Source organism: Actinoplanes sp. NPDC023936, assembly GCF_040639325.1.
Taxonomy (GTDB): domain Bacteria; phylum Actinomycetota; class Actinomycetes; order Mycobacteriales; family Micromonosporaceae; genus Actinoplanes.
Map to the genome: position 1 here is coordinate 83,519 of NZ_JBEZZR010000033.1, position 19,155 is coordinate 102,673.

Consider the following 19,155-nt stretch of genomic DNA (forward strand, 5'->3'; position numbering starts at 1 on the left):
CGGAAGGGGCCGCCGAAACATCCGGAAACATACCGAAAACGTCCTCAGTAGACGAACCGGGACACCGCGGCCTGGAGTTCACTCGACATCCGCGACAGCTCCGCTGCCGACCGCTGCGCGTCCCCCACCGATTCGGCGGTGGTCCGGGCGTTGTCGGCGACGCCGGCGATCCCGGTGTTGATCTGGTCGGTGGCGCTGGCCGCCTCGGTCACGTTCCGGTTCATCTCGGCGGTGGTCGCGCTCTGCTCCTCGACGGCCGACGCGATGGTGGTCGTGTAGTCGCTGATGTGGCCGATGATCTCGCTGATCTCGCCGATTGCCGCGACCGCGTGGTTGCTGTCGTTCTGGATCGCCTCGACCCGCCGGGCGATGTCCTCGGTGGCCCGCGCGGTCTCCTGGGCCAGGTCCTTGACCTCGCCGGCGACGACGGCGAAGCCCTTGCCGGTCTCGCCGGCCCGGGCCGCCTCGATGGTGGCGTTCAGGGCGAGCAGGTTGGTCTGCTCGGCGATCGCGGTGATCACCCGGATGACGTCGCCGATCTGGCGGCTGGATTCGCCGAGGGTGGCGATGGTCTGGTTCGCCGTCGCGGCCACGGTGACGGCTTTGCCGACGACCTCGGCGGCGGCGTTGGCGCTCTGCGCGATCTCGGCGATGGCGGCGCCCATTTCGTCGGAGCCGGCAGCGACCGTGGTCACGCTCAGCGACACGTCGGCGGAGGCTGCGGAGACCCGGCGGGCCTGTTCGGAGGCGGTCGCGGCGCCCTCGCTGATCTGGTTCGCGATGGTGGAGGTCTCCTCGGCGGCCGCCGCGAGGCTGTGCGCGGCGGCACCGACGGACGCGACCACGTCGCGCGTCTGCGTCTGCGCGCGGGACAGCATCTGCGCCATCTGGCCGACCTCGTCGCGGCCGGCCACGTCGACGGTGTCGGTGAGGTCGCCGTCGGCCATCGAGGTGAGCGATCGCTTGACCCGGTCGAGGCGCCGGACGATGTACCGGGCGACGGAGAGACCGAGGACGATCGCGGCCAGCACACCGGCGATCAGCACGCCGATCTGCAGGCGTTCGGCGGTGGCGGCGGAGTCGGCGCTCTCGGCGGCGCGGGCCGCCGCCTGCTCCATCTGCGCGTTGTTCTCCTCCTCGATCGCGTCCGAGGCGGCGTTCATCGTGGGGATGATGGTCTCCCGGTACTGCGTGCCGAACTCCGCGATGTCGCCCTTCTCGGCGAGCGGGACGAGGATCTGTTCGCTGTCGGTGACCAGCTTCTGGTACGCCTCGTCGAACGCGTCGATCGTGGTGGTGCTGACGGCGCCTTTCCGGTATTCCGCGAGGGCCGTGCCGACGTTGTCCCGCCGCTCGGCGATCTCGTCGGCGAGCGTCTCGCGGGTGGCCGCGGTGGCGACGCCGTACTCCAGGTATCGGGCCCGGATGCCCTGCAGGTTGCGCTGCACCACGGAGAGCGAGTTGAGCGGGGCGACGTTGTCGGAGTAGAGCCTCTCGTTCTGCTCACCGAGGTTGGAGATCGCGAGGAAGCCGGTGACACCGACCGCGATGGCCGCGACCGCGGCGACGCCGATACCCGCCTGGATCTTCGTGTTGACCCGGATGTCGGCAAACCAGCCGCCCCTGCCTGCCCCGCCCTGAGCGTCGCTCATCCCGAGCTCCTTGCCGCACGTGAGTTGTCCTTCCCACATTCGGCCGGATTGTGGGGGCGCTGAGGGCAAACCGGCCGAGGCGGACTGAGATCCGGCGATATTCGGCGAAAGTGCCGGGCCCCTGCCGGACATGTGCGGAGGTGGACCTTATGAACGCGGACGCGCGACGGGCGCGGTTCGAGGCGGTGGCGCCCGCGGTGATCGACGCGGTGCGCCGGTATCTCGCCCGGCGCACCGATCCGGCGACCGCCGACGACGTGCTCTCCGAGACCCTGCTGACGTGCTGGCGGCGCCTCGAGGACATGCCGGGCGAGCACGTGCTCTGGGCGTACGGAATCGCGCGTCTGACCTTGGCCAACGCGGAGCGTGGGCGGCGCCGCCGAGAGCGCCTCGCCGCGAAGATCGCCCGATTGGACCCACCGCCCGCCGTGACCGAGATTGACCAGCCCGGCGAGCTGGAGATCTTGGCGGGGCTGCGGGCCGAGGACGCCGAGCTGCTGCGCCTGTGGGCGTGGGAGGACCTCTCCCCCGCGCAGATCGCGGTGGTTCTCGGGATCTCGGTGAACGCCGCGAACATCCGCCTGCACCGGGCCAAGGGCCGGTTGCGGGACCGACTCGGGAACCCGCCGGGAAAGCCTTCGGGAAAGCCTTCGGGCCCGGCCGGACATGAGGATTCGACGGAAGGGAGACGGCGATGACCGACGACGACCTGCGAGCCCGGATCCGCCAGGCCGACCCGGCGGCGTCCTGGGAACCGGCGTCTCCCGACGAGGTGGCGCGGCTCCTGGAGAAGACGATGATCGATGGCACGACGGCCGTAGCCAATAAGAACCGAGCCAGTAAGAACCGAGCTGGTAAGAACCGAGCCAGTAAGAACCGGGCTGGTGAGAACCAAGTTGATAAGAACCGAGTTGGCAGGAGACGACACTACGCCCTGGCCGCGGCGGCGCTCGTCCTGATCGCGGCGGCGGGCGCGGGCTGGATCGTCACGCAGCAGATCCTCACGCAGCAGGGGGGCGCCGACCCGGTCACCGTGCGCCTGACCGGTCCGGGCGGCATCGCGGCCAAGTGCGTGGAGCCCACCGCCGCGCGCCTCGCGGCTTCCGCCGATCTCGCCATCGAGGGTACTGTCGCAGCAGTCACCGACTCAACGGTGACCATCGATGTGACACGTGTCTTTCACGGGGCCGACGCGGATCGGGTCGAGGTGGCCCAGGCCTGGGAGACGTCGGAGCAACTGATGGGCACCGGCGCGTTCGAGACCGGAAAGGATTACTTCGTGGCCTCGTCCGGCGGGACTGTGATGATCTGTGGCTACAGCGGCGAGGCGAGCGCTCCCGGCCTGCGTGACCTCTACGAACAGGCGTTCCCCCGCTGAGCGGGAACGGCCCGCTTGACCTCAACTGAACTTGAGGTTTTAGCGTTTGCCCGTGTTCCACACCGAGATCGATCTGGGTGACCAGTTCAGGGCGGCGTTCCGCCGGTATCCGACGGGCGTCGCGGTGATCACCGCGATCGGGCCGGACGGGCCGGTGGGCCTGACCGCGTCAAGCGTGGCGTCGGTCTCCGTGACGCCGCCCGCGCTGTCCTTCTCGGTGATGGGCACGAGGTCGGCCCGCGCGATCGTCGAGGCGCCCAGCTTCGTCGTGAACCTGCTCGGGCCGGACCACGCCGTGCTGGCGCACGACTTCGCGCGCCCGGGCCGGCCCCGTTTCACGCCCGAGCAGGGCTGGGACGTGCTGCCCACCGGCGAGCCGGTGCTGGCCGGCGCCCTGGCCTCGCTGCGCGGCAGGCCGCTGCACCTGGTCGGCGTCGGTGACGCGACGGTCGTCGTCGCCGAGGTGCACGAGGTGGTTCTCGGTTCGGGCGCGGGCCGGCTCGTCTACCACGACCGCGAGTTCATCACCGAAGAAATCACTCAAGAAAAGGGACACCTTTGATGCGTCTGCCCCGCTTCCTCACCCCGTCCGTCACGGTGAGCGCCCACTGCGACCTGCCCTGTGGCGTCTACGACCCGGCCCAGGCCCGGATCGAGGCCGAGTCGGTCAAGGCGATCGCGGAGAAGTACCAGGCCAGCACGGACCCGGAGTTCCGCACCCGCGCGCTGATCATCAAGGAGCAGCGGGCCGAGCTGGTCAAGCACCACCTCTGGGTGCTCTGGACCGACTACTTCAAGGCGCCGCACTTCGAGAAGTACCCGCAGCTGCACGCGCTCTTCAACGAGGCCACCAAGCTGGCCGGCGCGAGCGGCGCGAAGGGCTCGGCCGACCCGGAGGTCGCCGGCAAGCTGCTCGAGAAGATCGAGGAGATCTCCAAGATCTTCTGGGAGACCAAACAGGCCTGATCCTCAGGTTTACGCCGTTCCTGACGATTCAGCGGTAAAAGAGTCGTCAGGGAAGGATTGATCGGGGTGCGGCGATCCGTCGACCAGGGCGGTTTCACGCTCGTCGAGGTCGTGATCGCCATCGCCCTGGTCAGCTCCGTGCTCACCGCGACAACGGTCTTCTTCGTCCGCAGCCTCGCGCTCGGCCACCACTACGCCGACCGGGAGGACGCGGTCCGGGTCGCCACCTCCGCGCTGGAGGTGGCGACCGGTCTCGGCGGCGAAGCGGTGCTGACCCGCCGGGACCGCGCCTCCGTCGCCGGGCAGGCGCAGGTCCCCGGCGTCGAGCAATATCTGGCCGACGCGGTCGCGGTCTGGGACACCGGCGCGGCCGCCGGCGACGGCGCCACCGCGGCGCTGCCCACCGCGGCGGTCGGCGTCCGGCTGAACGGCATCACGTACCGTCAGAACTGGTACGTGGTGAAGTGCTGGCGATCGACGAGCACGAGCGCCTGCGCGGGCGGTGGCTCCGGGGTCGCGTTCCTCCGGGTGGTCGTGGCCGTCGAGTGGCCGGACAAGGAGTGCCCGAGCGGCACGTGCGCGTACTTCCTGGCGACGCTGGTGAACGCCGGCGCGGACCCGGTCTTCCCGACCGCGCCCACCTATGCCCCGTCACCGAGCCCGTCGCCCAGCCCGTCGCCGTCGCCCAGCCCGTCACCGTCGCCCAGCCCGTCGCTGTCACCGAGCCCGTCGCTGTCGCCCAGCCCGTCCGCGACCGGCGGCGGCACCGCCATCTGGGCGAACCGCAGCAGCGGCTACACCAACCCGGCCGCCCTCTGGATCGCCTCGTCGACGCTGACCGTCACCGGCCTGGTGCATACCAACGCCGACCTGCGCATCGAGGGCAGCGGGGTCACCGTCTCGCCCCGGATCGAGTACGTCACCAGCCAGTCGGTGACCGGCACGGCCCCCACGCCGGTGCGGGTGACCACGTCCGTCCCGACCGGCACCCGGGTGGTCGCCGACTACGCGCCGGGCGGCACCGGGGCGGCAGCGGCCGGCTCCGGCTACTACCCGGTGCCCGCCTCGGCCTGCGCCTCCGGCACCTGGACGTACGCGTCCGGCTCGGTCCCCCCGACAGCCACCGTCGTCTACGTCCCGTGCGCGGTGAACGTCACCACCGACGTGGCCCCGCTGCTCGTCGCCACCGGGACGATCACCGTCGCCGCCGCGAAGGTGACCATCGGCAGCAAGAGCAGACCGGCCACCACCGGGCTGCTGAGCGGCTCCTCGGCCACTCCGGCGATCTCCGTCTCCGGCTCGTACGCGACCGTCTACGGCCCGGTCCAGGCGCTCGCCGGCGGCATCTGGCTGCTCGGGTCGTACAGCGTCTTCCAGTGCGGGATCATCGGCGACACGGTCGAGGTCCGGGGCGCCGATCTCACCATCACCGGGACGTGCGCGTGAACTGTCGCGAGGACCGCGGGTTCACCCTGATCGAACTGGTCGTGGCCATGTCGATCATGGGTTTCTTCACCGCGATCGTCGCCACCGCGATCGCGCAGATGTACCACACCGCGAACCAGGCCGAGGCCACCCAGTCCCTGCAGAGCAGGCTCAACGTGGTCTTCGAGCGCCTGGACACCGAGATCCGGTACGCGGCCGCGATCAGCACACCGAGCACCGGCGAGGACGGGCAGGACCACTACGTCGAGTACCTGAACGTCAACGGCGGCACGCAGCTCTGCACCGAGCTCCGGCTGCGCGACGGCGTGCTCCAGCGCCGCACCTGGACCAGCGGCGACACGCCGTCCGGCGGCTGGAGCACCCTGGCCGGGGAGATCACCAGCAGCACGCCGTTCACCGTCTCCAGCAACGGCAACGTGCGCCAGCAGCTGCGGCTGAGCCTGACCGCGACGTTCGCCTCGACGGGCCCGGCGGCCGGCAGCCACACCACCGAGTTCCTCTTCACCGCGCTCAACTCGGACGCCTCGGCGACCACGTCGAACGCCACGGTCTGCGGCGAGGGGCGGGCTGCCCCATGAAGAGCATGCCCGGGAGAAGCAGGCCTATGAAATTCAGACCCGTGCTGAAATACAGACCCGTGCTGAAATACAGGCCCGTGCGAGAGGACCGGGGTTCGCTTCCCGTCGCCGTGCTGATCACGGTGCTGGCGCTGTCGATCAGCGGGCTGCTCAGCTCGGCGCTGCTCAGCCAGGTCAAGGATGTCCGCCGGGTGTCCGATCGCGGGTCGTCGCTCGCTGCTGCCGAGGCCGGGCTGCAGGTGGCGCTCGGCTACATCCGCGCGGCGGTGGACGCCGACGGCAAGGGCAAGCCGTCCGCGCTGCCGTGCGGGACGCTGCAGGGCACGGTCTCGCCGGCGGCCGGGAACGCGTACCGGGTCGAAGTGACGTATCTGAACGCCGCGGGGAGCCGGCTCACCTGCCCGCCGATGTACGCGCCGGCCACCGCGAAGCTGCGGGCCTGGGAGGTCACCGACGGCACCGCCGGCGGGACAGCGCGCACCTCCACGGTGACGCCCCGGGTGCTGGAGGCCACCTATCCGTTCCGGGTGCCGAACGTGCAGGTCCCGATGGGGCTGATCCACAACTATCCGAGCGGCGCGCTCTGCATGGACGCCCGCAAGGACCAGCCGGCGGCCGGCGACGAGGTGTGGATGATGCCGTGCGACAGGCAACGGCCGCACCGGCAGATGTTCGCGTACGTCAAGAGCATGGCTCTGGCGCACCCGAAACCGGCCCTGTCCCCGGGCAGCGACATGTGCCTGGACGCCACCCGGCCGTCCCCCGGCAGCCCGTCCCCCGGCAGCCCGTCCCCCGGCAGCCCGGTCGTGGTGACGTTCCAGCCCTGTGTGGTGCCGCTGGACGACACCACCACCCAGTCGCCACCGCGCCAGCTCTGGACGCTGCACGCCGGGCACGCCAGCTTCGCCGGCACCGACGACGCGAAGTCGCTGAACGGCTGGTGCGTCAACCTGGAGAACCCGGCCGCCGAGCAGAGCCGGCTGGTCTACGGGCCGTGCACGAGCAGCGTGTACAACGCGACGTCGACGATGCAGCCGGAGCCGAGCGTCGGCGCCGGCGCCGCTGGGGAGAGCACCGAGCAACTGGTGAACTACCAGCAGTTCGGCCGGTGCCTCGACGTCACCGAGGGCAACGTCGGCTACGGCTACCTGATCGCCTGGCCGTGCACCGCGAACCCGGTGGCCGCGAACGTCTCCTGGAACCAGCGGTTCACCCTGCCGGCGGTCACCGACAAGACCGCCGGGGGTACGGGCCGGGTCACCACCACGTCGACGAAGGACAAGCTCACCTACTGCCTGCGCAGCCCGCGCTCGGCCGCGACCCGCCAGTACGTGACGGTAACCGTCTGCGCCCCCTCGATCGCTGCCACCTCGATCGCTGCCACCTCGATCGCTGCCACCTCGATCGCCGCCGAGGTGACCTGGACCCGGTACGTGGCGCACAGCGACGCCACGAAGGCGTACACGCTGGTCGACGCGGCCGGGCTCTGCCTGCAGCCGAGCGAGACCGAGCTCTACACCCGGCTCGGCGACCGGATCGGCCGGGTCACTGTCGCCAGGTGTGACGGCAGCCTGCTGCAGAAGTGGAACGCGATCGTCGCGCCGTCCACCGGCCTCACCAAGATCCAGGAGAAATAGTCCTAGGAGACACAGCATTCCTTTTAACCCGATAGGATTTCACGGAAACGGTTATCGGGAAATGGCCGGGGAATGAACAGAATTCGCCATCGGGTCATCTGCCGCATTCGTATGCCACCCTGTCTGGCAGCGGATCTTGGAAGGCTCGGGAGGCATCATGGCGCGACGCGTGTTCCTGCACGTCGGCGCACCCAAGACGGGCAGCACCTACGTACAGAATGTGCTCTGGAACAACGCGGACGCGCTGAAAAGCGCGGGCATTCTGCTGCCCGGCGGGTCCTGGGCCCAGGACCAGGCGATGACCGATCTTCGCGAGGTCGAATGGCGTGATCCGCGAGCCAGCTGGACCTGGGCGAGGCTCGCCGAGGAGATCCGGAAATGGGACGGCGACGCGATCGTCAGCAATGAGGCGCTCGGCGGCGCCACCCCGGCGCAGGCGGCCCGCGGCGTCGCGGCGTTCGCCCCGGCCGAGGTGCACGTCATCGTCAGCGGCCGCGACCTGTGGCGCACGTTCCCCTCGATGTGGCAGCAGAGCGTCCGGGCCCGCAACAAGTGGAGCTTCACCGAATTCCTGACAGCGGTCGAGCAGGGCCGGTTCGAGACGTTCTGGGAGATGCACACCCCCAACCGGATGCTGAGGAAGTGGGGCGACCTGGTCCCCGCCGAGCGGCGCCACCTGATCACGGTCCCCGGGCCGGGCGCGCCGCGCGACACGCTCTGGCACCGGTTCGCCGGGGTCACCGGGATCCCGGACGGCGTCTGCGACCTCGAGGACCCCACCGCGAACCCGTCGCTCGGCGCCGCCGAGATCGAGGTGCTGCGCCGGGTCAACGCGGCGCTCGGCGACCGCTTCCCGCACCGGACCCCGTACCAGCTGGTGGTGCAGAGGCACCTGGTCAACGCGGTGCTCAAGAACGGGCGCAACGACGTGCGGTTCGGCGTCGGGCTGGACCGCGCCGGCTGGGTCGCGGAGATGGCCGAGCAGCAGATCGCGGAACTCCGCGACTATCCGTGCCACGTCGTCGGCGACCTCGACGAGCTGCGCCCGGCGAACATGACGGAGACGTCCAGCCCGGACGACCTGGACGACTCCCGCATCCTGGCGACCGCGATCGAGACCATCGTCGGGATGCTGGAGCACGCCGACGCGCTGAGCCGGCAGCCCAACGCGGACGGGATCCGTGCCCTGTCGCTGCTCAAGGACCGGGCGGCGATCCGGCTCCGGCGCACACTCAAGCGGGTGTCCTCGGCGAAACGGTGACACGGCGCCGCCCGGGCTCCGGTTCGCTCAGGTCGACGACAATCACCTGAAACGGAGCACCCACGATGGAGCACGTGAAACGCCGGACCGTCCTCGGCATGGCCGGCGCGACGACACTCGCCACGCTGGCACAGGGCATGCCGGCACAGGGCATGCCGGCACAGGGCATGCCGGCCGCCTTCCCCGGCGACCTCAAGGGCAAGATCTTCCGGCCCGGCGACCCCGGGTACGCCGCGGAGGTCGCGACGTTCAACCGGGTGCGGACGCCGAATCCGGGCGTGGTCGTCGCCGCCACGAACGCCCGGGACGTGCGCGCCGCCGTACGCTATGCCGCGCAGCGCCACGCACCCGTCGCCGTCCTCGCCACCGGCCACCAGCCCTCGGTCCCGATCGGCCGCGACGCGGTCCTGGTCTCCACCCGGGCGATGCGCGGGGTCACCGTCGACGTGAAGCGGCGCGTGGCGCGCGCCGAGGCCGGCGCGCTCTGGCAGCAGGTCGTCGACAAGGCCGCCCCGGCCGGCCTGGCCCCGCTGGGCGGCTCCACCGGCGCCATCGGCGTTGTCGGTTACACCCTGGGCGGCGGCCTGAGCCCCGCGCTGGGCCGCCGGTACGGCTACGCCGCCGACCACGTCCGCGGCATCGACGTGGTGACGGCCGACGGCCGGTTGCGCACCGTCACCGCCTCGTCCGACCCGGAGCTCTTCTTCGGCCTCCGCGGCGGCAAGAGCAACTTCGGCCTGGTCACCGCCATCGAGTTCGACCTCTTCCCGGTCAGCACGTTCTACGGCGGTTCGATCATGTTCGCCGGGGCGGACGCGGCGACCCTGCTGCACACGTACCGTCGATGGGTGAAATCCGTGCCGGACGCGATGTCGTCCTCGGTGGCGCTGATGCACTTCCCCGACGCCGACGGCTTCCCGCCGCCGCTGCGCGGCAAGGCGGTGGCCGGCCTGCGGATCGCCTATCTCGGCGACGCCGCGAAGGGCGCCGCGCTGGTCCGGCCGCTGCGCGAGGTGGCGAAGCCGATCATCGACGGGGTGTCCGAGCGGCCGTATGCGGCCTTCGGGGCGATCCATGCCGACCCGGAGGGCCCGGTGACCGCCTACGAGCGCACCGGCCTGCTGCGCGAGCTGCCGGCCGGCGCTGTCGACGCGCTCGTCGAGATGGCCGGGCCGGACGCGCCGTTCCCGGTCACCATGGTGGAGATCCGGCATCTCGGCGGGGCCCTGTCCCGCAGTCCCGCGGCGCCGAGCGCGGTGTCCCAGCGCGACGCGGCGTTCACGCTGTTCATGGTCGGGATGGGCGGGCCGGAGCTGGCCCGGCCGATCCGGGCGGCCGAGGACGCGATCATCCGCCGGCTGCGGCCGTGGAGCACCGGCGGGATGAACCTGAACTTCATGAGCGTGGACGACGCGGACCCCGACGCGGTGCGGCACGCCTACCCGCCCGAGGTCTACCGGCGGCTGCGCACGCTCAAGCGCCGGGTCGACCCGGCGAACCTCTTCCGGCTGAACCACAACATCCCGCCGGCATAGCGATCCCGCCGGCATAGCGATCCCGCCGGCATAGCGGCAGCGGAACGGCCCGGCTCCTCCTCGCGGGTTCCAGGAGCCGGGCCGTTCTCAGCGACCGGTCAGACCAGGCCGCCGGTCAGACCAAGCCGCCGGTCAGACCAAGCCGCCGGTCAGACCGAGCCGCCGGTCAGACCAGCCCGTTCTCGCTCAGGAACGCCTTCGCGACGGTGGCCGTGTCCTGCTTGTCCACCTGCACCTTGGCCAGGTACTGGGTCAGGTTCTCGGTGGTCAGCTTCGCCGACACCGCGTTCAGCGCACCCGCCACCGTGTCGTTCTTCGCCTCGGTACGGATCAGCGGCAGGATGTTCTCCGCGAGGTAGAGGCTCTTCGGGTCCTCCAGCACCACGAACTTGTTCTGCACGATCGACGAGTCGGTGGAGAAGATGTTCGCCACGTCGATCTGGCCGCCCTTGAGAGCGTTGACGGTCAGCGGGCCGCCGGCGTCGAGCGGCTTGAACTCCTTGAACTCGAGCCCGTAGACCTCCTTGAGGCCCTTGAGACCCTGGTAACGCTCGCCCCACTCGGGCCCGGCGCCGATGGTGAGCTGGCCGGCCACCGGCTTGAGGTCCTCGATCGTCTTGAGGTTGTGCTTCGCGGCGGTCTCCGCGGTGACCGTCAGGGTGTCCTTGTCCTCGGCGGTGGACTGCTCGAGAACCTCGGTGCCGGCCGGCAGCACCTTCTTCAGCGCGCCGAGCACGTCCTCGGGCTTGCTGACGCCCTCCGGCGCGCCACCCGGGGAGAGCGCGGCGAGCAGCGCGCCGTTGTACTCCGGCAGCAGGTCGATCGAGCCGTCCTGCAGCGCCTTCAGGTAGAGCTCCCGGGCGCCGATGTTGAACGACCGCTTGACCTCGACGCCCTTGGACTCCAGGGCCTGCGAGTAGATCTCGGCGAGCAGCTCGGACTCGGCGAAGTTCGCCGAGCCGACGGTGACCGCGCCGCCGGAGGAGGCCGCGCCGGTCTCCTGGGCCAGCGGGTCCTCGTCGGCGCCACAGGCCGCGAGGGAGAGCGCGAGGGCCAGGCCGGTGACCGCGGCGCCGACCATTCTTATGCGGGACATGAGGGACCTTCCAGTGGGAGGGATTTCAAGTGGGAGGGACATCAAACGGTGGCGCGTCGGACACGCCGCCCGGACACGCCGGGTGAGACGACCCAGCGCTGCACGAGCGCCAGGATGAGGTCGAGGACGACGGCGAGCACGGCGACGACGACGGCGCCGGCCAGCACACGGGAGTAGTCGTTGACGGCGAGCCCGTCGATCAGCAGGCGGCCGAGACCGCCGAGCCCGACCGAGGCCGCCACCGTGGCGGTCGCGATGACCTGGAGCGCCGCGCTGCGGAACCCGCCCATGATCACCGGCAGCGCCATCGGGAACTCCACCCGGGTGAGCACCTGCCAGGGGCGCATGCCCATGCCCCGCGCGGCGTCCACCACGGCGTGGTCGACGTTGCGCATCCCGGCGTACGTCGAGGTGAGGATCGGCGGGATGACCAGCACGGTCAGCGCGATCAGCACCGGCAGCAGACCGAGCCCGAGCAGCGTGACCATGAGCATCAGCAGGCCGAGGGTGGGCAGCGAGCGGCCCGCGTTGCCGGCGTTGATGGCCAGGAACGAGCCGCGGCCGGTGTGCCCGATGTAGAGCCCGACCGGCAGCGCGATGAGCACGCCGAGCAGCAGGGCCAGGGCCGAGTACCCCAGGTGCGAGAGAATCAGCTGCGGGAAGCTGCCGGGCTCGCCGAACTGCCAGTTCTCCGGGTCGGTCAGGTAGGAGAAGTTCATGCCGCGCCGCCTCGCTGGAACCGGGCCCACGGGGTGACCGCGCGCTGGATGAGCACGATGATCAGGTCGCATACGCCGGCGAGCAGCACCGACAGGATGATGCCGACCAGGATCGGCTCCAGGTAGAACAGCTGGAACCCCCGGGTGAAGAGCTGGCCGAGACCGCCGACGCCGATCAGCGCGCCGACGCTCACCAGGCTGATGTTGGCGACGGTGGCGACCCGCAGACCGGCCAGGATGACCGGGAGCGCGACCGGCAGCTCGACGTCGACCAGGCGGCGCAGCGGGCGGTACCCCATCGCGGTCGCGGCCTGGACGATCGTCGGATCGACCGCGCGCAGGCCGTCCGCGACGGTCCGGGCCAGCAGCGCCACGGTGTAGATGGTGAGCGCCACCACGATGTTGATCGGGGAGAGCACCTTCGTGCCGAGCAGCACCGGCAGGAACACGAAGAGCGCCAGCGACGGGATCGAGTAGAGCACGCCGCACACGTTGACGAGCGGGTGGTAGAGCCAGGTGAACCGCACCGCGAGGTACCCCAGCGGCAGCGCGATCACGAACCCGAGCACAACCGGGACCAGCGCCAGCCACACGTGCTGCCGCAGGGCGGTCAGCACCACCTCGTAGTTGTTCTGCAGGTACTGGATCAACGCCGGCGCTCCAGCAGGTGATCGACCAGGTCATGGTGCCGCACCACGCCGTCGGCCTTGCCGGACTCGTCGACCCGGACGGCGATCCCGACCGGTGAGGTGATCGCCAGGTCGGTGACGACCCGCAGCGAGTCGGTGACCCGGAAGACGCCGCCGAGATCGCCCGCGTCCTTCCAGCCGACCGGACGGCCGGCGTCGTCGAGGAGCAGCGACGGCTCCTCGGTGACCGGGCGGACCGGCAGCGCGGCCGCCGAGTCGAACGACAGGCTCCGCAGCCCGCGGTCGCGGCCCACGAACTCGGCCACGAAGTCGTCAGCCGGCTTCTCCAGGAGGTCCTGCGGCGTGCCGAACTGGGCCAGGATGCCGCCCTGCCGGAAGACCGCGACCCGGTCGCCCAGCTTGATCGCCTCGTCGATGTCGTGCGTGACGAGCGCGATCGTCTTGCCGAGGTCCTGCTGCAGCCGGAGGAACTCGGCGTGCAGCTGGCCGCGCACCACCGGGTCGACCGCGCTGAACGGCTCGTCCATCAGCATGATCGGCGGGTCCGCGGCGAGCGCCCGGGCCACGCCGACGCGCTGCTGCTGGCCGCCGGAGAGCTGCGCCGGGTACCGCTTCGCGAACTCGGGCGCGAGGCCGACCCGTTCCAGCAGCCCGAGCGCCGCGGTGCGGGCCTCCTTGCGGCTCTTGCCGAGCAGCACCGGCACGGTGGCGACGTTGTCCAGCACGGTCCGGTGCGGGAAGAGCCCGGCGCTCTGGATCACGTAGCCGATGCCGCGCCGCAGCTTGGCCTCGTCCTGCGTCGCGATGTCCTGGCCGTCGATGAGCACCCGGCCGGAGGTCGGGCTGACCATCCGGTTGATCATGCGAAGCGACGTGGTCTTCCCGCAGCCGGACGGCCCGACCAGGGCGGTCAGTTTCCCGGTGGGCAGCTCGACAGAGAGGTGGTCGACTGCCGTGCTGCCGCCGGGATAGACCTTCACGACGTCGTCGAATGTGATCATGGCGCTCCTGGCGGTAGCTCGTGAATACTGCTATTCATACTTGCGTTGTAGTGAATAGGATGTCAACGGCAGAGGTCACGCCTTTACCGTCCATTAACAGCTGCGTGAGGGCCGCTATGCAGGCACAAGACGGTGTTCCGCCGATCCCGCTGGATGGACAGTCGCTGGCCATCGAGAGTCTTGTGGCGATCGCCACCGGCATGGCGAACATCACCGTGGACCCGGCGGCGCTGGCCCGCGTCGGCGCGCGGCACGCCGTGCTGCGGGCCGCCCTGGAGCACGGCGCGGTGTACGGCGCGAACACCGGTGTCGGCGCCAACCGCCACGAGAGCACCGGCGACTCCACCGACCATGGCCTGCGGCTGCTGCGCAGCCACTGCGCCGGCGTCGGCCCGGTGGAGGACGACGTCACGGCGCGAGCTGCCATGATCGTACGCCTGAATCAGATCTTGGCCGGAGGCTCGGGTGTCTCCCGGCACATCGCCGAGGCGCTCGCCGCCGCCGTGCACGACGGCGCCGTGCCCACCCTGCACCCGTGGGGCGCGATCGGCACCGCCGACCTGTCCGCGCTCGCCGAGCTCGGGCTCACCCTGGCCGGCGAACGCCCCTGGCGCGACGGCATCGGCCCGACCACCACGATCGACGGCACCGACGCGCTCCCGATGATCAGCTCCAGCGCGCTGACCGTCGCCACCGCCGCGCTCGCCCTGACCAGCGTGCAGACCCAGCTGCGCGCCTCGATCGTGGTCGCCGCCCTGTCGTTCCTGGCGCTGCGCGGCAACCCCGAGGCGTACGACCCGGCCGTGCACCAGGCGCGGGCGCACCCCCAGCAGGCGAAGGTCGCGGCGAGCCTGCAAGCCCTCGTCGCGGGCTGCGGCCCGGCCGTCCGCATCCAGGACCCCTTCGGCCTGCGGGTTGTGCCCCAGGTCACCGCCCCCGCCATCCACGCCGCCCGGGAATTGCAGGGAGTGCTCACCGCGGAACTCAACGCAGCCGTCGAGAACCCGCTGGTGACCGACGACGGCGTCCTCCACCACGGGCAGTTCCACACCGCCACCCTAGCCACCGCTCTCGACGCGATGCGGTCGGCTTTCCTACCAGTTCTATCTCTTTCCTCGGCACGCCTCGGCCTGCTGATGCGCCCCGACCTGACCGGTCTGCGGGCCTTCCTCGCCGCCGGCCCGCCCGGCAGCTCAGGCATGATGATCAGCGAATACGTGGTCCAGGACCTGCTCACCCAGATCCGTGTCGGCATGCAGCCCACCGCGGCCGGCACGCTGTCGATCTCGCTCGGGCTGGAGGAACATGCGAGTTTCGCCACTCAGGGTGCCCGGGCGCTGCGGACGATGACCGCGCTGGCCCCGATGATGCTCGCCGCCGAACTGGTCGCCGCGGTGCGGGCTCTGCGGATGGCCCCGGGGCGGTTGACGGACGGGGTGGTGTTGCGGGCGTTCGCGCTGGCCGACAAGGCGTTGGATCCGGATGAGGACGACACTCCGCTGGGCGCCAGCTTGGAACAGGCGGCGGCGCTGCTACCCCAGCTGGCCGACCTCTGACCCTTGTCGGGGCCGCCTGTGACCGGCCGCTTTCCGCACGGCGCCGACGTCAACTCGGTTACCGGCACGCTCCGGGGGGTAGGGCAGCTGGGGGGCCGCGACCAGAGCACACGTAACGTCGTTGTGCGCTTCCCTCGGCGCCAGGGCAGGGATGGAGTCACACGCACCGCATCGGTGTGCCCTGGTCGCCGCCGGTGCGGGCTTCGGTGTGCCCTGGTCGCCGCCGGTGCGGGCTTCCCGGGTCAGGGGACGGGGGCGTCGAGAGGGCGCAGCTCGTCCGCGTACGACACGGCGTGGCGCCGCAGCACCCCGGCCGGGCTGATCGAGTACTGGCCCATCCGCCACAGCGGCGGCGAATACGCGTGGATCGACACCGAGCCGTCGACCGCGCCCGCCATCCGGTGAATGTGGTCCGGCCCGAACGCGAACGCCCGTCCCGCCTCCACCACCCGCGTGACCGGCTCGCCGCCCATCCGCGGGTTCGCCTCGGTGACCGCGCCGCGGGTCACCGCCACCGCGCCCGAGGAGGTGTCGTGATCGTGCCAGCCGGTGTCGTCGACGACGTTCCAGCAGAGCACCCAGACATCGATGTCACTGTCCCGGTACAGCGACGCGTAGTGCCGTTTCCCGGTGTCGTGGCGGACGAGCGGCTCCCACAGTTCGGGGCGGGCGGCCAGCTCGGTCACCCAGCGCTGCAACTCCTTGGGGGTCAGCACGCGGCCGGGCAGGTCGGGCAGGTCGGCGGGGTCGGTGACCGCGACGGTGTCGATCGTCATCGTGGTTCTCCGGTGAGCAGGTGGCGGGGATTGGTGCGGAACATCGCGTGCCGGAACGCGTCGCCGAGACCGGGGTCGCCGGACCGCGCGTAGGGCCGGTCGGACCCGTTCACGATCCCGTCGACGCCGACCACCCGGACCATCGCGTCGATGGCGCGGGTGCCGTAGGAGGAGGTCTCGTAGTACACGTACGGATCGAGGGCGCCGAGCGCGCCACCACGGGCGGCCAGGCGTTCGTGGTGCAGCGGGGCGAGCCCGGCGAGGGCGACGAAGGCGATCCGCAGCGTGGGGTGCTGGGCCCGGCCGCAGACGTGCCAGGCCAGCCAGGCCTGGTGCAGCTGGGCGACGTAGGGCACCAGCGCCGGCCACCACGACGGCAGGTCCGGCGGGCAGGCGGGCGCCGGGCCGGGGTGCACGAGCAGCGGTTTGCCGGCGGACTCCAGCTCGGCGAGCAGCGGCCGCAACCGGGCGATCGCGGCCGGGTCGGCGAGCGCGGTGGCGGGCAGTTGCAGCCCCACGACCCGATCCTCGGCAAGGGTCTTCGCCAGGGAGCCGGGAGCGAGATCGGTGACCGAGGCGGCGGCCCACACCCGGAACGGGTCGGGCAGCTCGAGGGCGCTCTCGTGCCAGATGTCGATCAGCTCGCTGCCCTCGCCGGCCGGCAGATGCTCGATGCCGAGCGGGCTCGACAGCGAGACCAGCGCGAGCTCCCTGCCCTCCGCGAGCTCGATCGCGCGCCGCGCGCTCACGTCGTGGTCGTCCGGATTGATGGGGTACGGCTCCTCGCCCGCCAGATGCAGCGTCCACCCCCGCAGATAGGGGTGGGTGTCGCGGCGCCGCAGCGCATCGAGGAAGCGGGACGGCCACAGATGCTGGTGGCAGTCCACCCCACCGGGAGGGGGAAGCGCTTCACTCATGAGAGAAGTGAAGCGCTTCCGCCCGGTTAAAGCAACGTGATCTCAGACAACGGGCGGTGTTACTCTCTGTCGATGCCACGGCGACGTACCCTGCAGGACCTGGCGGACGCCGCGGGTCTCTCGCTGGCCGCCACGTCGTACGCGCTTCGCGGTGTCCGCGGCTCCCCCGGCACCATCCTGCGGGTCCGGCAGCTCGCCGACGAGCTCGGATACACCGTGGACCCGATCGCCCGCGCCCTCGCCAGCGGCCGTACCGGCTCGGTCGGCGTCAGCGGCTCGCTGCGCGACCTGTGGCAGCAGGATCTGTCGGTGATGCTGACCCAGGCGCTGCGGCGGCACGGCCGGTACGCGATGATCGCCGACGCCGACGCCGACCCGGCACAGGAGCGCACGATCGTCGAGCAGTTCGTCGCCCAGCGCGTCGACGGCGCCGTGGTCTCACCCGTCGACCCGTCCGCGTCGTACTGGCGGCTGCTCGACCCGGCGGTCGCGGTCGTGGCGATCGGTGACGCGCTGACCAGCCGTCCCGGTACCGGCAGTGTGCTGTTCGACAACCGGTACGGGGTGCACACCGCCCTGGCCCATCTCGCCTCGCTCGGTCATCGCCGGGTCGGCCTGCTCGCCCCGGCGCTGACGTCCACTCCCGGCCGCCCGGCCGAGGTCCTCGCCGTCGAAGTGGCGGGCCGCCTCGGACTGGACCTGGTCGCCGTCGCGGCGCCCGCCGCGACCGCCGAGGCGGTGGCCGTCGCCGCCGGGCTGCTGTCCGATCCGGGCCGGCCGACAGCGGTGTTCTGCCTGAGCGACTCGCTGGCGTTCGCGGCGTACCGGGCGGCCCGCGACGTCGGCGTCCGGATCCCGGACGAGCTGTCGGTGATCGGCTACGACGACCATCAGCTGGCCGGGCTGGTCAGTCCGGGGCTGACCACGATGGCCTGGGACGAGGACGCGATCGTGGACGCGGCGGTGGGCCAGCTGGTCGGCCTGCTGCAGGACGAGACACCGGGCGCGCCGACGTTCCGCCCGGAGCTGGTGGTCCGCGGCTCCACGGCGAGCCCTCGCTGATCAGCCGCAGTTCCACCCGAAGACCACGGCGCCACCCGAAGACCACGGCGCCACCCGAAGACCACGGCGCCACCCGAAGACCACGGCGCCACCCGAAGACCACGGCCGCCCGTCAGCGCGAACCCTTGCGGATCGCCCTAACCGGCTTCCAAGATCTCGATGATCACGTCCAGGTCGCGGCCGAACGGGCGATCATGCGTGCTTCCCGGCAGTCTCCCGGCGATGCCGGCCACCGGTGGCGCGACGGCCGCGCCGAGCCGGGACGCCTGGTGCACCGCCAGGATCTCGCAGGCCAGCACGTCGCGCAGACCGCCGATCGCCTCGTCCAGGCACTCCGCCGCCTCGAAGCCGAAGCTCTGCACGTCTTCCTGCCCCGCCGACGTCTCCACCGGGCCGATCAGCGCGGCCCCCGCGAACCGCCGCAGCCGGTGCGCCACCCCGGCCGCCCGTTTGTGCACCGCGACCATCCCGGCGTGCACGCCGGGTGTGTCCGAGAGTTGCCGGGTCAGGCCGGTGACCTCGGCGTCCAGCAGGCGGTGCAGCCGTGCCACGCCCAGCTCGGCGAGATGAACCAAAGCGGTCGTGAGCGTTCCGGCGGCGGCGACCAGGTCGGTTCCGGCGAACCCGGCGCTCCCGACGAATCGCCCGTCCAGGAACGCCGGCGAGTCGGTGACCCCGCCGAGGGTACGGCCGATCGCCGCTTCCAGCTCCGCCACCGCGCGCCCGGCGACGGCCAGGGCGGGCGCGCTCACCCGGAACGAGACGGGCGCCTGCAACGAGCCGGGCGCCGCGCGCGACGGGACCGGCCCGTGTGACGCGGCCGGCCCGTGCGACGGGACCGGCCAGTGCGACGCGGCCGGCCCGTGCGACGCGGCCGGCCAGTGCGACGCGGCCGGCCCGTGCGACGCGGCCGGCCCGTGCGACG

The 19,155-nt window shown here is 71.4% G+C and carries 19 protein-coding genes; 11 read left to right on the forward strand and 8 right to left on the reverse strand.

Features of this window, described 5'->3' with window-relative positions; genetic code table 11:
* Window positions 1-44 precede the first annotated feature (44 nt).
* Window positions 45-1,652, reverse strand: coding sequence for a methyl-accepting chemotaxis protein (locus tag AB0F72_RS32030; protein ID WP_360439105.1), 1,608 nt, complete (start codon window positions 1,650-1,652; stop codon window positions 45-47).
* A 149-nt stretch (window positions 1,653-1,801) separates the two neighbouring features.
* On the opposite strand from AB0F72_RS32030, the gene AB0F72_RS32035 reads away from it, so the two are divergent.
* The 9 genes from AB0F72_RS32035 (at window position 1,802) to AB0F72_RS32075 (ending at window position 10,453) form a co-directional block, all read left to right on the forward strand.
* Window positions 1,802-2,350 (forward strand): sigma-70 family RNA polymerase sigma factor, encoded by a 549-nt coding sequence (locus AB0F72_RS32035; protein WP_360439108.1) that lies wholly within the window; start codon window positions 1,802-1,804, stop codon window positions 2,348-2,350.
* On the forward strand, window positions 2,347-3,030 hold the full coding sequence (locus AB0F72_RS32040) for a hypothetical protein (RefSeq protein WP_360439111.1): 684 nt from the start codon (window positions 2,347-2,349) through the stop codon (window positions 3,028-3,030). The genes AB0F72_RS32035 and AB0F72_RS32040 overlap by 4 nt, the downstream gene beginning before the upstream one ends.
* 52 nt (window positions 3,031-3,082) lie before the next feature.
* A complete protein-coding gene (locus AB0F72_RS32045; protein ID WP_360439114.1) occupies window positions 3,083-3,592 on the forward strand; it encodes a flavin reductase family protein in 510 nt (169 codons plus the stop codon).
* A complete protein-coding gene (sodN, locus tag AB0F72_RS32050) occupies window positions 3,592-3,996 on the forward strand; it encodes a superoxide dismutase, Ni (RefSeq protein ID WP_360439117.1) in 405 nt (134 codons plus the stop codon). Before AB0F72_RS32045 ends, sodN begins: the two co-directional genes overlap by 1 nt.
* A gap of 66 nt (window positions 3,997-4,062) precedes the next feature.
* The gene (locus tag AB0F72_RS32055) at window positions 4,063-5,442 is read left to right on the forward strand and encodes a prepilin-type N-terminal cleavage/methylation domain-containing protein (RefSeq protein WP_360439120.1); all 1,380 of its coding nucleotides are present in this window, start codon (window positions 4,063-4,065) and stop codon (window positions 5,440-5,442) included.
* The gene (locus AB0F72_RS32060) at window positions 5,433-6,020 is read left to right on the forward strand and encodes a prepilin-type N-terminal cleavage/methylation domain-containing protein (protein ID WP_360439123.1); all 588 of its coding nucleotides are present in this window, start codon (window positions 5,433-5,435) and stop codon (window positions 6,018-6,020) included. The genes AB0F72_RS32055 and AB0F72_RS32060 overlap by 10 nt, the downstream gene beginning before the upstream one ends.
* 77 nt (window positions 6,021-6,097) lie before the next feature.
* Complete coding sequence (locus AB0F72_RS32065; RefSeq protein ID WP_360439126.1) at window positions 6,098-7,657, forward strand: hypothetical protein; 1,560 nt, start codon at window positions 6,098-6,100, stop codon at window positions 7,655-7,657.
* 157 nt (window positions 7,658-7,814) lie between these two features.
* On the forward strand, window positions 7,815-8,918 hold the full coding sequence (locus AB0F72_RS32070; RefSeq protein ID WP_360439128.1) for a hypothetical protein: 1,104 nt from the start codon (window positions 7,815-7,817) through the stop codon (window positions 8,916-8,918).
* Window positions 8,919-8,992: 74 nt separating this feature from the next.
* Entirely contained in the window at window positions 8,993-10,453 is a 1,461-nt protein-coding gene (locus AB0F72_RS32075) for an FAD-dependent oxidoreductase (protein ID WP_360439131.1), read from the forward strand.
* Window positions 10,454-10,619: 166 nt separating this feature from the next.
* Here AB0F72_RS32075 and AB0F72_RS32080 read toward each other — a convergent pair whose 3' ends face one another.
* From AB0F72_RS32080 to AB0F72_RS32095, 4 genes are read right to left on the reverse strand one after another with little or no spacing between them, the layout of a single operon-like run.
* Window positions 10,620-11,549 (reverse strand): ABC transporter substrate-binding protein, encoded by a 930-nt coding sequence (locus AB0F72_RS32080; RefSeq protein WP_360439134.1) that lies wholly within the window; start codon window positions 11,547-11,549, stop codon window positions 10,620-10,622.
* Between the two features lie 41 nt (window positions 11,550-11,590).
* Window positions 11,591-12,268: an ABC transporter permease subunit gene (locus AB0F72_RS32085; RefSeq protein WP_360439137.1), complete on the reverse strand. Its 678-nt coding sequence runs from the start codon at window positions 12,266-12,268 to the stop codon at window positions 11,591-11,593.
* Window positions 12,265-12,918 (reverse strand): ABC transporter permease, encoded by a 654-nt coding sequence (locus AB0F72_RS32090; protein WP_360439140.1) that lies wholly within the window; start codon window positions 12,916-12,918, stop codon window positions 12,265-12,267. Before AB0F72_RS32090 ends, AB0F72_RS32085 begins: the two co-directional genes overlap by 4 nt.
* A complete protein-coding gene (locus AB0F72_RS32095; protein WP_360439143.1) occupies window positions 12,915-13,919 on the reverse strand; it encodes an ATP-binding cassette domain-containing protein in 1,005 nt (334 codons plus the stop codon). Before AB0F72_RS32095 ends, AB0F72_RS32090 begins: the two co-directional genes overlap by 4 nt.
* Before the next feature lie 116 nt (window positions 13,920-14,035).
* Between AB0F72_RS32095 and AB0F72_RS32100 the strand changes: the two genes are divergently transcribed.
* Window positions 14,036-15,475 carry an aromatic amino acid lyase gene (locus AB0F72_RS32100; RefSeq protein ID WP_360439146.1) on the forward strand — a complete coding sequence of 480 codons (1,440 nt, stop codon included), beginning with the start codon at window positions 14,036-14,038 and terminating at the stop codon, window positions 15,473-15,475.
* Window positions 15,476-15,717: 242 nt separating this feature from the next.
* Here the strand turns inward: AB0F72_RS32100 and AB0F72_RS32105 are convergent, their stop codons facing one another.
* A complete protein-coding gene (locus AB0F72_RS32105; protein WP_360439149.1) occupies window positions 15,718-16,251 on the reverse strand; it encodes a cysteine dioxygenase family protein in 534 nt (177 codons plus the stop codon).
* Entirely contained in the window at window positions 16,248-17,168 is a 921-nt protein-coding gene (locus tag AB0F72_RS32110; protein WP_360439152.1) for an amidohydrolase, read from the reverse strand. Before AB0F72_RS32110 ends, AB0F72_RS32105 begins: the two co-directional genes overlap by 4 nt.
* A gap of 72 nt (window positions 17,169-17,240) precedes the next feature.
* Between AB0F72_RS32110 and AB0F72_RS32115 the strand changes: the two genes are divergently transcribed.
* Window positions 17,241-18,230 (forward strand): LacI family DNA-binding transcriptional regulator, encoded by a 990-nt coding sequence (locus tag AB0F72_RS32115; RefSeq protein ID WP_360439155.1) that lies wholly within the window; start codon window positions 17,241-17,243, stop codon window positions 18,228-18,230.
* Between the two features lie 137 nt (window positions 18,231-18,367).
* Here AB0F72_RS32115 and AB0F72_RS32120 read toward each other — a convergent pair.
* A partial coding sequence (locus AB0F72_RS32120) for an aromatic amino acid lyase (protein ID WP_360439158.1) occupies window positions 18,368-19,155 on the reverse strand: 788 nt, incomplete at its 5' end.